Genomic DNA, 14879 nt, shown 5'->3' with positions numbered 1-14879 from the left:
CAGATGAACCGTTTAAAGATATCTTCTGTAGTGCTGTTGATGGCAGCGCTGAGTTCCTGTAAAAAGTTTTCCGATTTTCAGAGTAACCCTAATAATCCGGTTACCTCAGATCCGGCTTTGTTATTGACCAACCTGGAGCGCACGGCTTTTTCTAATATTAATACCGATGCTCCATTGGCCAGCCGCCAGCTGGTATATACACAGTCTGCCAGTAATGCTCAATACTATGGCTGGCAGCGCGGCAGTTTTAACTATGCCAGCGTAAGCCAAACGGTTAAAATGGAGCAGGAAGCTGCCCGTACCGGCAATGCTAACTACCGCTATCTTGCCCGCTTTCTGCGTGCGTATTATGTGGTAGGCATGACCCAGATGTTTGGTGATATTCCTTACAGCCAGATGATGCAGTCTATAGCCGGCAATAATTTTACCGATACGCTGGCATTACGTCCTGCTTATGATAAGCAACAGGATGTTTATCTGGGCGTATTAAATGAATTAAAAGTTATCAGCGATTCTTTGTCCACTACCGCGTTGGGCATCAGCGGTGATGTTATCTATAGCGGCAACATTAACCAATGGAAAAAACTGGTTAATTCTTTTACCCTGCGTGTGCTGATGAACCTTTCCAAAAAGGAATCGAACACTACGCTGAATATTAAGCAACGTTTTGCTGATATCGTATCGCAACCGGCTAAGTATCCGCTGCTGGGCTCTAATGCAGATAATGGTCAGCTGCCTTACTACAACGTAACCGGCAACCAGTATGTGTATTTCAATGATAATGGCATGAAAACGGATTATTACTTAGACAGCTCGTTTGTAAAGCTGTTGAAAGATAATGCTGATCCGCGTTTATTTGTGTTTGGCGAGCCCGCTACTAAAACCGGACTTTCTGCGGGTAATTTTGCGGCATATGATGGTCTGGTGGGTAGCGCTCCATTGGCTTATAATGTAAGTAAAAAGTCAGATGGCAAATCTTCGCAGATTCATAAGCGTTTTGCCTATGATGCCACCAACGAACCCAGTGTGCTGATGGGATATGCCGAATTGCAATTTGTACTGGCTGAAGCAGCGCTGCGTGGCTGGATCAGCGGAGATGCCAATGCCTATTATAAAAAAGGCGTAGAAGCTTCTCTTACTTTTTCTAATTATCAAAGCACTTATTCTGCTATTTCCATTGCAGATTATCTGAACAGGCCGGAACTGAACCTGAAGGCTGGTACTGAACTGCAGCAGATTATTACGCAGAAATATATCAGTATGTTTATGAACAGTGGTATGCAGCTGTTTTTTGAGCAGCGCCGTACAGGTTACCCTGCTTTTGAAACAGCAGGCGCGGGTATTCTTAACGGAGGTAAAGTGCCTAAAAGATGGATGTATCCTGCTTCAGAATATAATACCAATGCTACCAATGTAAACAAGGCTGTAAGCAGCCAGTATAATGGTACAGATGATATTAACGGTACTATGTGGCTGATTCAATAGTTGTAAATAAAAAGGGATAATATGAAACGTGGCTGGATATTGATGTTGTTACTGGGTAGTTCGGTAGCTGCTTTTTCACAAACCACACAAAAGGTGGTATTTGTAATAGCAGATGGTATACCTGCAGATGTGATTGAAAAACTGCATCTGCCTCATCTGGATACGATAGCTAAAAGCGGTGGGTATGCGCACGCCCATGTAGGTGGCGAAAAAGAGGGCTACTCCCAAACGCCTACCATTTCGGCAGTGGGTTATAACAGCCTGCTTACCGGTACCTGGGTAAATAAACACAACGTGTGGGATAACGATATTAAAGCGCCTAATTATAATTACTCCACCATCTTCCGCTTTTTTAAAGAGCAGTATCCGCAAAAAAAAGCAGCTGTGTTTTCCAGTTGGGAAGATAACCGTACCAAACTGGTAGGTGAGGGGCTGGCTGCTACCGGCCAGGTAAAGCTGGATGCGCATTACGATGGGCTGGAACTGGATACCGTACATTTTCCGCACGACCGGGCGAGAGATTTTATGCATCGTATTGATGAATCGGTAGTAGCGCATGCCGCTGCTGCTATTCAGCAGGATGCGCCGGATTTATCCTGGGTATACCTGGAGTATACCGATGATATGGGCCATATGCACGGTGATAGCCCGGAGTTTTACAAAGCGGTGGAAATGATGGATCAGCAGATGGGCCGGTTATGGGCTGCTATGCAATACCGCGAAAAGAAGTTTAAAGAGAAGTGGACCATTTTTATCACCACCGATCATGGCAGAAGTGAGAAGGATGGCAAAGGTCATGGTGGCCAGAGCGATCGCCAGCGTAATACCTGGATTGTAAGCAATGCCCGCGGATTAAACTCCTATTTCAAAACCGGCAACCCGGGCATAGTGGATATTATGCCTGCCATTGCCAATACGCTGGCGGTAACGATACCACGCCAACAGCTGATGGAAGTAGATGGTGTTTCTATTACCGGTACTGTATCTGCCATACACCCAGCCGCTGTTTTGCAGAATGGCAAGCTGGTAGTAAGCTGGCAGGCGGTGGATAAAAAAGGGGATGCTAAAATATGGGTAGCCACCACTAATCATTTTAAAGAGGGTGGTAAGGATGACTATACACTGCTGGCAACTGTGCCCGTAGCTGGTGAGCAGGCGGTTATAGATATACCTGGCCAGGCATCGTCTTTTTATAAAATAGTGATTGAAACGCCGCATAACATGCTGAATCGCTGGATTGTGGCAGACAAGAAATAATATCCCCTTACGAAAAACCAATCAGGTGTGCGGTTATATCCCTTTGGGGTATAGCCGCTTTTTATTTGTGTTTTTTATTAAATCTTTCCCCAAAACCTTGCATTTACAAACGTGGAAGAGGGGCGCAGATAGCCGGGCTGGTTTATTTCTGTCTTAACGTGTAACTTTGCTTTTTTTAAGATAATTGATTTCCCCTCATTGTCAGTACCCTCTGCATATAGAGAATCAGAACTGCTTCAGTTAATTGCCGCAGGCGATGAAAGCGCCTTCCGGGAGTTTTTTCATCTGTATCGTGACAGGTTATATACTTTTATCTTCCGCTTTACCAAGTCGGCGCATGTTACCGAAGAGCTGGTGCAGGATATTTTTATGAAATGCTGGACCAATCGCGCCTCTCTGCCCGATATTGCCAATCCCAACGGTTACCTTTCTTTTATGGCCCGCAACAAGTGTATTGACTATCTGCGTAAGGTGGCCAATGAAAATGCCATGCTGGAAACGGTGTGGAAGCGTATTGCCGCAGAGCAGAATACTACAGAAGAGCAGGTAAATATGGCGGAGGCCCGCAGGTTGATAGAGGCTTCGCTGGCACAGCTAAGCGCTCAGAAACGGTCTGTTTTTCACCTGAGCCGTTACGAGGGCTTGAGCAGCCGGGAAATTGCGGAACGCCTGAATTTGTCGGAGCGTACCGTACGTAATATTATGTCGGAGGTATTAAAGCATGTGCGCCTGTATCTGCAGCAGCACAATGTGCAGCTGGCGCTGGCTTTTGCAATGGTTTTCAGCGCGCTGTAATTTTTTTATTATTTTTTTCAGATTCGCCGTGACATATTCAGCAGCGGCTCGTCTTATTAAACAAAGGGCATTGTAATTACCATAATCAGCACAAATGAACCCGATATCACCGGAACGAGTAAAATACCTGGCAGCGCAATACGCTAATAATACCTGCACCCGTTCAGAACTGAACGAGCTGGTGGCGTATGCCGGTACAGAAGGTGCTGAGGAGGAGTTACAACGCGTATTACAGGAACACTGGAATACGTTGCAGCCCGAAGCACCGTTGCTGCCGGTAGATTGGGAGGAGATGTACGAACGCATCACAGCAACGGAAAATTCTGTAGTTCATTTCCCTTCCCCTATACCCATGTATAAACGCCGCTGGTGGGCGGTGGCGGCACTGTTGCTGCTGGCTGCCGGCGGCACCTGGCTATGGATGAACAACCGGCCAACCGATCGGGGGCATCATACGCTGGCCGTTCAACTGGCTACACCGGGCCACAGTGGTGCGGTACTTACCCTGGCAGATGGAACACAGGTGGTGCTGGACAGCGCGGCTAATGGTAACGTAGCACAACAGGCCAATGTAAGGGTAATGAAAAAGAACGGGCAGTTGATTTACGAGAAAGAAGGAGAGCAGGCAGCTGCCTCCGACAAGCCGCTGCTGAATACACTTTCTACCCCGCGCGGGCGACATTATCAGCTGGTATTGCCGGATGGTACTATAGCCTGGTTAAACGCGGCTTCTTCTATTCAATACCCTGCCGTATTTGCAGGAAAAGACAGAAGGGTTGCTATTACCGGGGAGGTATATTTTGAGGTAGCGGCCAGGGCAGAAGCTCCCTTTATTGTAACCACACCCAAACAGGAGATTATAGTACTGGGTACAGGTTTTAATATAAATGCATACACCAACGAAGCGGTAGAGCGCACCACGCTGCTCAGTGGCCGTGTAAAGGTAACCGCACAGGAAAACAGCGTAGTAGCCGATAGCAAAGTATTGCAACCCGGCCAGCAGGCTACATTCCATACCGGAGGCCGCCTGCAGGTGCAGGAGGTACAGGCAGATCAGTACATTGCCTGGGTGAAAAATTTATTCTGGTTTAACCACGCCACCGTGCCGGATGTAATGCGGCAGCTGGAGCGTTGGTACGATATAGAGGTAACCTATGAGGGCACAGTGCCGCAGCACGACTTTGGTGGTAAACTGGAGCGCAGCCTGCCTTTGGCAGATGTACTGCAGTTGCTGGAAAAAAGCGGCGTGTATTGTAAAGTGGAAGGACGCCGTGTAACGGTACTTTCCGGTAAACAGCATTGATAACCCTCAAGTATACAAAAATATGATTACGTAAAGCCTCAGCTAATGCACAGCAATAAAAAACCGGCATCCGACGGCCATCGGAAACCGGTACATGTTATGGCTGTCTGCTTATGTTACTAACTGTCATCAGTAATCCATTATTGACCTCCAAAACTAGTACGAAAGTATGCAAAATTACTTGTACGGGGCAGCGCTTTGCAGCAATGCTCCGGAATCAACGTCCGGCTTACGGGCGGCTTCTCCGTCCCGTGTGCTGTGGCACAAACTGCTTTTAGTTATGAAGCTTACTGCTGTTTTATTAACCATTGCCTGTATGCATGTATATGCAAACGGCCTTACCCAAAAGGTAAGTTTTACCGGAAAAAACGTATCGGTAGAGCAGGTGTTTGCTGCCATAGAAAAGCAAACCGGGTATGTGGTGTTTTTTGATTATGCCAGCCTGGGCGGTGTAAAGGAAGTGAGTGTATCTGTAAAAGATGCCAGCATTACCGAACTGCTGCGTGCCTGTTTTAAAGATGCGGCTATGGATTTTACCATACAGGGTAAAAACATATTAATCAGCCGGAAAGAAAAAGTGGCTGAGCTGGCTACAGCTTATACACCACCTCCTGTGCCGGATATCAGAGGTAAGGTGCTTGATTCGCTGGGTAATCCTTTAGTGGGAGCCACGGTTACCATCAAAGGCACTAAAAAGGCCGTTCAGACGAATGATGAGGGCATTTTTACAATAAAAGATACAAATCCGGATGTGTTGCTGGTTGTGTCTTTTACCGGCTTTGAATCGCAGGTGCTGGCATTGCCTAATAAGCAGGGACGTCCATTTTTTGTTATCCTGAAAGCTAGTTTTAATCCGCTGGACGAAACAATTGTACAAGCCTATGGTACCACCAGTAAGCGTTTTAACGTTGGCTCTATTGCCAAAGTAGGGCGTGAGGAAATCCAGTCACAGCCCATCTTTAACCCTTTGTCAGCCCTGGAAGGCCGCGTGCCGGGTTTACTGGTTACCACACAGAATGGTGTGGCAGGTGGTATGATTAAAATGCAGATAAGAGGACAGAATACATTGGGGGCGCAGCCTAAATCGGTGAGTATGATGACACCTGATAATCCGCTGTTTATAATAGATGGAATTCCGTTTGCACCACAGAACAATTCTTTTACGACTACAAACAATATACTTTATAATACCAGCGGTAATTATGGCGGTGGCTTAAGCCCGTTTGCGAATATTAATCCGGCAGATATCGAAAGCATAGAAGTATTAAAAGATGCAGATGCTACTGCTATTTACGGTGCAAGGGGAGCGAATGGGGTAATACTCATTACTACCCGTAAAGCTGCTGCAGGCAAAGCCAGTTTAAGTGGCAGTGTAAGTACCGGCTTTAACCGTGCGGGCCGAACCATGAAGCTGATGAATACAGAGCAGTTTTTGCAAATGCGTAAGCAGGCGTTGGCAAATGACAATATGCAGCCGAACCTTGTAGCAGGTAGTAACGGGTATGCGCCCGATTTACTTCTGTTTGATAATGCTAAATACACTAATCAGATGGATGAGTTGTTTGGCGGCACTGCCAGCACTTTGAGCGCCAATATGTATTTTTCTGGTGGGTCCAATTCCAATACTTTTTCTTTAAGCGCCGGTTACGATAAACAAACCAATCTGTATCCGGGCAATTATGCGGCTACCCGTTTTTCCATTAATTCCAATCTGCATCACAGCTCTAACGATCGCCGGTTTTCGGCTGATTTCAGTGCAGGGTACTCTTACGGTCTCAACAATCTGCCGGGCTCACCCAGCATTAGTCAGGCATTGGAGCTGGCCCCTAACTTTCCCGATCTGAAGCGTGCAGATGGCTCACTGGCATGGGATTATAACGGAACGCCTTTCAGTAATATTATACCCGGTTTTATTAATCCTTATTCTTATCTGCTGCAAACCAGCAATGTAGGGTCGCATTATATGACCATGAACCTGGCTTTGAGTTATCGTTTGCTACCCGGCCTTACTTTTAAAACTAATATGGGGTATAACCTGTTTACGGGTAATGAATATTGGACGTTCCCCATATTATCTCAGAATCCCTATCTTCCCTTTACCCGTACCGGCTCTGCTCAAAAACGAGATACCAGAAACTATGTATGGAATATTGAGCCTCAACTCAATTATAATAAAAAGATTGGCCGTGGCAAGCTGGATGTACTGGCAGGTATGACTTTCCAGAAAATGATGAGTTCGGGCACCTCTCTCTTTGGTATGGGATACGTAAATGATCTTCTGCTCAATTCTATTACGGCAGCCGGTACCATTCAGGTACAGGAAGACTTTTCGCCGTATAAATACAATGCGGTGTTTGGTCGTATCAACTATGTACATAATAATAAATACATCCTCAATTTCAGTGGTAGAATAGATGGTAGCTCCCGCTTCAATATTAATAGGCGCTGGGCCCGTTTTGGCTCGGTAGGTGGTGGCTGGATATTCAGTGAAGAAGCTGTTGTAAAGAAGGCCCTGCCTGTACTAAGCTTTGGTAAGCTGCGCGGCAGCTATGGTATTACAGGTGACGATGGCGTGGGTAACTATTTATATTATTCCAACTGGAAAACAGCGGGTACACTTTACCTGTATAATGGCAGCCAGGGATATACACCGCTTAACCCTGAAAACTGGGATTATAGCTGGAGTTCCAATAAAAAACTGGATCTGGGTATGGATCTGGGATTGTTTAACGACAAGTTATTGCTGAATGTTACCTGGTATCGTAATCTCAGTTACAATCAGTTAATTCAGTATCAGTTGCCCACGCAAACAGGCTTTACTAATGTAACCCAGAACTTTCAGGCAGTGGTAGAAAATAAGGGCTGGGAATTTTCAGCAACTGGTACCCCTGTTAAAAGCAAAAACTTTACGTGGAAAACAGCCGCAAATATTTCTTTGCCTAAAAATAAACTGGTGGATTTTCCGGGACTGGCCAGTTCTACCTACGGCAACATATTTACACTGGGCATGAGTACCGGCACTGTAAAGGGCTATAGCTATGCGGGGGTTAATGATACAACGGGAGTATATCAGTTTAAAACTGCATCTGGTGGTAAGGCGTATTTTCCTTCTCCTTCGGCTGATAATAAGTTTATTCTGGGTGATGTAAATCCGAAGTACTACGGTGGTTTCCGTAACACATTTACCTATAAAAAGCTGCAGGTGGAAATGTTCGTGGAGTTCAGGAAGCAATGGGGACCTACCTTTCTGAAAACGATGAATGGCACACCCGGTTATATGACTAATATGCCGGTTGAGTTTTTGGATAGCTGGACAAAAACGGGCGATAAAACTACTTACCAGCGGTTAACACAAACGTATTCTTCAGCAGCTTCTGCTATGGGGTACCTGCGGATGTCTGATTTTGTGTATGGTGATGCCTCTTATATCCGTTTCAAAACCCTGGGTGTTAATTACACGCTGGATGGGGCATGGCTAAGGAAAATAAAAGTTATCAGTTGCCGCCTTGCTGTAAGCGCTGCAAACCTGTTTACTATTACCGGCTATAAAGGCATTGATCCGGAAACGCAGAGCTATTACACGCTGCCTCCTTCAAAAACATTCAATACCAGCTTACAATTTAATTTTTAAGTTATGCCCTATTTATATATAAATATCCGAAGTGCTGTTGCTGCGGTTACTGTTGCAGCAGCGCTTATAACTAGTTCCTGTAAAAAATTTATTGAAATACCACCAAACCCCACCACGCTGGCACCTTCGCAGATTTTTGCTGACAGTGCAAATGCCACCGCGGCTATTACAGGCATATATATCAGTATGATTGGTACTTCCAGTCCGGCGTTAAGTATCGGAAACGATGGTATGGGTATGTGGACAGGTATGGCTGCCGATGAGTTTGATGCTACCGGTGCCGGTTTTGCCAAGGAGTTTGTAAACAACAATATTAGCATTACCAATACCTTTAACGGTTCCGGGTTGTGGGCCAATGCTTATAAGTTCATCTACCAGTCTAACGCAGTTATGGAGGGGGTGGCTGCCAGTTCAGGCATCAGTGCAGCGATGAAAAACAGGTTGATAGGCGAAGCGGAGTTTTTACGCGCTTATTTTCACTTTGCACTGATTAATGTGTATAGTGGAGTACCACTGTGTATTGTGTCGGATTACAAGGTTACCTCAAAATTGCCCAGGGCTGATACCGGCGCAGTATACCGTCAGATAGTGGCTGATCTGGAAGATGCTTATCAGCGCCTGCAGCATGATCCGCTGACTTTAACCAAAGTACGGGTAAATCGCTATGCAGTAAAAGCGTTGCTTGCAAGGGTGTATCTATACCGTAAACAGTGGACACTTGCAGAGGCAGCGGCTACAGAAGTAATTGGTGGTAACTACGGCCTGGTGACCAATCTGGATAGTGCATTTTTAGTAAACAATCGTGAAGCAATCTGGCAGGTGCCTTCTACCGCCCCGGGCTGGGAAACGGTTGTAGCTAATAATATTATACCTCAATATGGTGGTAATGTGCCTACTTCTATAGTGGCTCCTCATCTGTTAAACGCTTTTGAAACAGGCGATAAGCGTCGTACACAATGGATAGCAACCACTTCAACAGGTTTGTATACGTATCCTTATAAATTTAAGCTGGTTAATAACAGTGCTGTCACAGTGTCTAACCCTAAAGAGGCACACACGCCACTGCGCCTGGGAGAAATGTACCTGATCAGGGCCGAAGCCAGGTTAAAGCAGGGCATTGCCGGTGCAGCAGAGGATGTGAATAGAATCCGTAACCGTGCCGGGCTGGGGAATACCACTGCCGCTTCTGATGATGATATCATGAAAGCCATTATGCAGGAACGCAGGGTAGAGTTGTTTGGCGAGTGGGGGCACCGTTTCTTTGATCTGAAACGTACAGGCACCATTGATGCTGTTCTGGGTGCTGAAAAAACTACCTGGAGAAGTGCAGCCGCGCTTTTTCCGATACCTTACAATGAAACACAGTTAAACCCCAATCTTACCCCCAATCCCTAACTCACAAACAGTATTATCCATATTTAAATAACAGATTGTGAAAATGATTTCTTCTGTACGTACCATCCGCCTGCTGGCGGGTGGTATGCTAACACTGGCATGCCTGAACGGTAGGGCACAGCAGCCTGCTGCTGCACCACAGCAACCGGCGCCGCCGCCCGTATTTGGCTGGAGCCCCGGTGGGGTTATTACTTACGGCGATACTTTTCGTGTAGTGTATCGTCCGCGTGTGCCTGCTAATACACCGGTAAAAGGTTTTGTGTATATCTATAAAGATTTTACCTGGCAGGGCTACGATTTTCCGTTACAAAAAACTGATACGGGCTGGCTGGGGCAAAAGATCGTGCCGGAAGGAGCAGGGTTGATCTGTTGTCGTTTTTATGTGGGTGATACCATTGATAATGGTAACCGCTGGCCTTATGTAGTGCTGATACATGATAAAAACCGGAAAATGACACCCGGTGCTTATACTGAATATGCGCTCATGCGCCGCCGCGATGTTAACGGGCACATGATTGAGCTGGGGCGTCCGGAATCTATCATTGAACCCAAAGTAGCTGTACAACTGTACATTGCTAAAGAGTGGGGTAATGTAGAGGTAAGAAAGCGCCGTTTTTATGAAATAGCTTTAAACCTGAAGGAGTATTTCTCTAAAGAAAAATGTGATTCCGTACTGCGCCAGGGTGCAGAAGAAATAGCTGCATACCCCGGTGTTACCGAGAAAGATCTGATTCAGATACAAAAGGTGTACAGCCGTGTTATCCAGAATCAATCTTCGGCCGATTCTATGATGCAGGTGATACTGGCGCGTTATCCCAACGGCCTGGCATACTGGGATAAACAATTGTTTAAAAGTTACCTCATCCGCGAACCGGAAGCGCATAAAACCGCGTGGGAACAGTTTCAGAAAAACCTGCCGCGTGATAAGGTTACCTATGAAGACCTGATGAACCCTGTGTGGGGCGAGATTTCCTTTTTCTTCAATTCTTTTACGGGAGAGGGAAATGAGTTGTTTAAGAAGAATGACTGGGAGGCTATTAAAAAGATGAGTACAAGAGTGCCACTGAAACTGCTGGCTTATATGTATGCGCACTATGTAGTAAACCCTTTTCACAATGCAGAGCCGCCTATCAGCGAGGCGGATGCTTACAGCATAGCCAAAGTATATATGCCGGAAACGATGCGCAGGCTGTACAGCCCTGATGCGGCAGTATCTGAGCGTGGCATTTTTGCGGCTTCTGAATGGCCGGGTGTATTTATGCGCAACGAGTCTGAAATGTTTGTACACCACACCAAATTGTTGTATGAGCATGGGGAATATGCTGCTGCTATGGAATTTGCAAAAAAGGTATTTGAGGGTATTCATTACATGAACCCTGTTTTTAACGATGTGTATGTAAAGCTGCTGCTGCGCGAAAAGAAGAACAAAGAAGCTTTGGCGTATGTGAAAGGGGCGGTATATGCCAGTGCTTTTACAGCAGATATGGTAAAGGTGCTGAAAGAGGATTATCTGAAAAACAAGGGCGATGAAAAAGCTTTCCCGGCTTATGTGGTTTCTATGAAGTCTAAAGAAGGGTTGGAGCGCGAGCATGCTGCTATTCGCAATGCACTTATCTCTAAACCCGCACCTGCTTTTGAGCTGAAAGATACACAGGGGAATTCCGTATCGCTGGCTGGTGAAAAAGGGAAGATAGTAGTGCTGGATTTCTGGGCTACCTGGTGCCACCCTTGTAAAGCGGCTATGCCCGGTATGCAAATGGCAGTAGAGCGTTTTAAGGAAGATAAGGAAGTGGCCTTCTATTTCATTTCCACCCTGGAACGGGACCCCCGTTATAAAGCCATGATCAATTCTTTTATCGCTGCAAAGAAGTATGATTTTACAGTGCTGTACGATAATAAGCTGGACAGCGGCGACATGCGTTATCAGGTGTTTGAAGATTATCAGAAAGTACTTCGCTTTAGTGGTATACCTCAAAAGGTAATTATTGATGCTAATGGCGTTATCCGCTGGTGGTCTTCCGGTAGTGGTGGTGAAAACCATGTTGCCCTGGCAGAAGAGCTGGCGTATGTAATTGAACTGCTGAAGCAGGAACAGGAAAACAAAGTTGCCGCAAAGTAAGCGGGTATAAATACGAACGAATGAATGCAAAGAATTGGTTAAGAAAAGCAATGCTGCCGGTAACTGCCGGCAGCCTGCTGTTATGGTTGGATGCACAGGCGCAAGCGGGCAAAACCGGCGCTCCTTTACCGTTAGATACGGCTGTGCGTACCGGCAGGCTTGCTAATGGTTTCCGGTATTTTATCCGGCACAATACGACTCCTGAAAAGCGGGTGGTGCTGTATCTGGTATGTAAGGCAGGTTCTATCCTGGAAACAGAGGAACAGCGCGGCATGGCACATTTTATTGAGCATATGAGCTTTAACGGTACCACGCATTTTCCCAAGAATGCACTGGTAGATTACCTGCAGAAGTCGGGCGTACGTTTTGGTGCCGACCTCAATGCGCATACCTCGTTTGATGAAACGGTATACCAGCTGCCGTTACCTTCCGATAACAAGACATTATTGCAGAACGGTTTGCAGATTATGTGCGACTGGGCGCAGGAAGCTACGCTGGATGCTACAGAAATTGAAAAGGAGCGAGGGGTGATACTGGAGGAAGCGCGTTTAAATAAAGGCGCTCAAAACCGTATGCGCGATCAGTTTTTGCCGGTGATGATGAATCACTCCCGTTATGCTGAGCGGATGCCGATTGGTAAAGACAGCGTGCTGAAATACGGTAAACCCGAAACCTTCCGTCAGTTTTATCACGATTGGTACCGGCCCAACCTGCAGGCGCTGATTGTGGTGGGCGATGTGGATGTAAAGCAGATAGAAGCAGAAGTGAAAAAGCTTTTCGGTAATCTGGCTAATCCCAAACCCGAAAAGCCACGGGTAAACTATACCATACCCTTAACCGGTAAAAATCAGTTTCTGGCTATTACCGATGCGGAAATGACGGCTACTACGGCTGAAATATCCATCAAGTTACCAGGCGTGCAGCTGCGTAGTGAAGGTGATTACCGTAATGCGGTAATGCAGCAACTGCTGAATCAGATGCTGGGGCATCGTTTTAACGAAGTGGGTAAACAGGCCAGTCCGCCTTTCTTAAGCGGTGGCGCTGGTGTGCAGGATTTTTTAAACCAGTTGCAACTGTTTGCGGTAAACGTAAGTGTAGACAAAGGTGGTTTGCAAAAAGGCATAAGCGCAGCCTGGCGCGAAATAGAAAGGGCTAAGCGTTTTGGCTTTACCGAAACAGAACTGCAGCGTGCTAAGCAGGATTATCTGGGGGGGATGGCCGCAGCCTGGCGGGAAAAGAGTAAAACCAATTCTGAACAGTATGTAAAAGAATACATGCAGTACTTTCTGCACGATATAGCTGCGCCGGGTATTGATAAAGAATATCAGATGACGAAAGAACTGCTGCCGGTTATTACTGTAGCAGATATCAACGCATTGATGCAGGGGCTGGTAAAAGATACCGACAGGGATATCATACTCAAAGCTCCGGACAGTGAGCGCGGTAGTTTGCCTGCGGAAGCAACAGTTACCGGTTGGCTACAGGCTGTTCAACAAGAGTCACTGGAGGCGTATAAAGATGCTGCAGTTACCAAACCGTTGCTGGCAGCGGAACCGGTTACAGGTAAAATAGTGTCTGTACGTCAGCTGCCGGAAGTTGGGGTAACAGAATATACGTTAAGTAACGGTGTAAAAGTGGCATTGAAGCCTACCGCCTTTCAGAAAGATGAAATAGGCTTTGCCGGTTTTGCAGCGGGTGGTACATCGCTGTACAGCGATGCTGATTATCAGTCTGCTTCCGGGGCGGCAGGCATTGTTTCACTCAGTGGTGTGGGCGAATACAGTAATACCGATCTGGGCAAATTACTGGCAGGTAAACAGCTTACGGTAAGTCCGTTTATTTCTGAAAGGGGGCAGGGGATTAACGGCCGGGCTACTCCGGAAGATCTGGAAACGGCATTGCAACTGGTATATCTGTACAGTACTGCGCCGCGGAAAGACGAAGCGTTGTTTCAAAACCTGATAGCGCGTACACAGGCGGGACTTGCCAACCGCTCTAACGATCCTAACAGTGTGTTTGGTGATACCATTGCAGCGGTAATGGGCAACTATAATATTCGACGTACCGGCCCCACGCCGGAAAAACTAACGCAGGTAAATCTGGAAAGGGCGCTGGCTATTTATAAAGAACTGTTTGCTGATGCATCGGGTTTTACGTACCTGTTTGTAGGCAATATAGATACTGCTGCTATCAAACCCCTGCTGGAAAAATATCTGGGCGGTTTGCCTGCCACATACAAACAGGCAGCAGCAAAAGATCTGGGCATTCCTATCCCGAAGGGGGTAATTGAAAAGAATGTATATAAAGGCCAGGAAGATAAAGCCACTGTGCAGCTGTTTTTCAGCGGCGATTATACATGGAATGAAACTACCAACAGCGAGTTGCTGGCATTGTCAAAAGTGCTGGGCATACGCCTGCTGGAGCGTTTGCGTGAGGAAGAAGGTGGCGTGTACTCGCCCAGCGCCAAAGTAAGCATGAACAAATATCCGCAGGCAGGTTATGTATTTAGTGTGGCATTTGGTTGTGCGCCTGCCAACGCTGATAAGCTTATTGCTTCTGTACAGGATGAATTGAAGAAGCTGCGCGAAGCAGGGCCGGCGCAGGTAAACCTGGATAAGTACAAGGCGGAAGCACGCACTGCTATTACCAGCTCGTTACAGAATAATGGTTTCTGGATGAGTTACCTGAGCAGTCAGTATCAGAACCAGGAACCGCTGACTACTGTGTTGGCACAGCAGCAACTGCTGGATAAAATGACGGTACAGTCATTACAACAGGCAGCTGCAAAGTATTTAACAGAAAAGAATTTTATCCGTTTGGTATTGTTACCCGAAGCGGCAAAATAAAGTGTGTTTGGTTGGATTGTATGGGGCCGCGCTTACAGGAGCAGCGGC

Annotated in this window: 8 protein-coding genes; all 8 read left to right on the top strand. The window is 46.5% G+C overall.

Annotated features, from left to right (window positions below; translation table 11 throughout):
- Positions 1–3 precede the first annotated feature (3 nt).
- Positions 4–1485: a SusD/RagB family nutrient-binding outer membrane lipoprotein gene (locus tag IEY13_RS11215; protein WP_188952062.1), complete on the top strand. Its 1482-nt coding sequence runs from the start codon at positions 4–6 to the stop codon at positions 1483–1485.
- A 21-nt stretch (positions 1486–1506) separates the two neighbouring features.
- The gene (locus IEY13_RS11210) at positions 1507–2742 is read left to right on the top strand and encodes an alkaline phosphatase family protein (RefSeq protein WP_188952061.1); all 1236 of its coding nucleotides are present in this window, start codon (positions 1507–1509) and stop codon (positions 2740–2742) included.
- A 198-nt stretch (positions 2743–2940) separates the two neighbouring features.
- The gene (locus IEY13_RS11205) at positions 2941–3537 is read left to right on the top strand and encodes an RNA polymerase sigma factor (protein WP_188952060.1); all 597 of its coding nucleotides are present in this window, start codon (positions 2941–2943) and stop codon (positions 3535–3537) included.
- 94 nt (positions 3538–3631) lie between these two features.
- On the top strand, positions 3632–4840 hold the full coding sequence (locus IEY13_RS11200) for a FecR family protein (RefSeq protein WP_188952059.1): 1209 nt from the start codon (positions 3632–3634) through the stop codon (positions 4838–4840).
- Positions 4841–5120: 280 nt separating this feature from the next.
- A complete protein-coding gene (locus IEY13_RS11195) occupies positions 5121–8471 on the top strand; it encodes a SusC/RagA family TonB-linked outer membrane protein (RefSeq protein WP_188952058.1) in 3351 nt (1116 codons plus the stop codon).
- Between the two features lie 3 nt (positions 8472–8474).
- Positions 8475–9866 carry a RagB/SusD family nutrient uptake outer membrane protein gene (locus IEY13_RS11190; protein WP_188952057.1) on the top strand — a complete coding sequence of 464 codons (1392 nt, stop codon included), beginning with the start codon at positions 8475–8477 and terminating at the stop codon, positions 9864–9866.
- 43 nt (positions 9867–9909) lie between these two features.
- The gene (locus IEY13_RS11185; RefSeq protein WP_229687850.1) at positions 9910–11985 is read left to right on the top strand and encodes a TlpA family protein disulfide reductase; all 2076 of its coding nucleotides are present in this window, start codon (positions 9910–9912) and stop codon (positions 11983–11985) included.
- A gap of 20 nt (positions 11986–12005) precedes the next feature.
- Positions 12006–14831, top strand: a complete 2826-nt coding sequence (locus IEY13_RS11180; protein ID WP_229687826.1) for a M16 family metallopeptidase — start codon at positions 12006–12008, stop codon at positions 14829–14831.
- Positions 14832–14879 lie beyond the last annotated feature (48 nt).

Origin of the sequence: Filimonas zeae (assembly GCF_014641615.1) — a bacterium.
In the GTDB taxonomy this organism is placed as follows: Bacteria; Bacteroidota; Bacteroidia; order Chitinophagales; family Chitinophagaceae; genus Filimonas; species Filimonas zeae.
This window is presented reverse-complemented; position numbering and strand designations above follow the sequence as displayed.

Excerpts from the sequence above, each read along its gene's own strand:
- IEY13_RS11215 (WP_188952062.1), top strand. The coding sequence starts at position 4 with ATGAACCGTTTAAAGATATCTTCTGTAGTGCTGTTGATGGCAGCGCTG.
- IEY13_RS11210 (WP_188952061.1), top strand. The coding sequence starts at position 1,507 with ATGAAACGTGGCTGGATATTGATGTTGTTACTGGGTAGTTCGGTAGCT.
- IEY13_RS11200 (WP_188952059.1), top strand. The coding sequence starts at position 3,632 with ATGAACCCGATATCACCGGAACGAGTAAAATACCTGGCAGCGCAATAC.
- IEY13_RS11195 (WP_188952058.1), top strand. The coding sequence starts at position 5,121 with ATGAAGCTTACTGCTGTTTTATTAACCATTGCCTGTATGCATGTATAT.
- IEY13_RS11190 (WP_188952057.1), top strand. The coding sequence starts at position 8,475 with ATGCCCTATTTATATATAAATATCCGAAGTGCTGTTGCTGCGGTTACT.
- IEY13_RS11185 (WP_229687850.1), top strand. The coding sequence starts at position 9,910 with ATGATTTCTTCTGTACGTACCATCCGCCTGCTGGCGGGTGGTATGCTA.
- IEY13_RS11180 (WP_229687826.1), top strand. The coding sequence starts at position 12,006 with ATGAATGCAAAGAATTGGTTAAGAAAAGCAATGCTGCCGGTAACTGCC.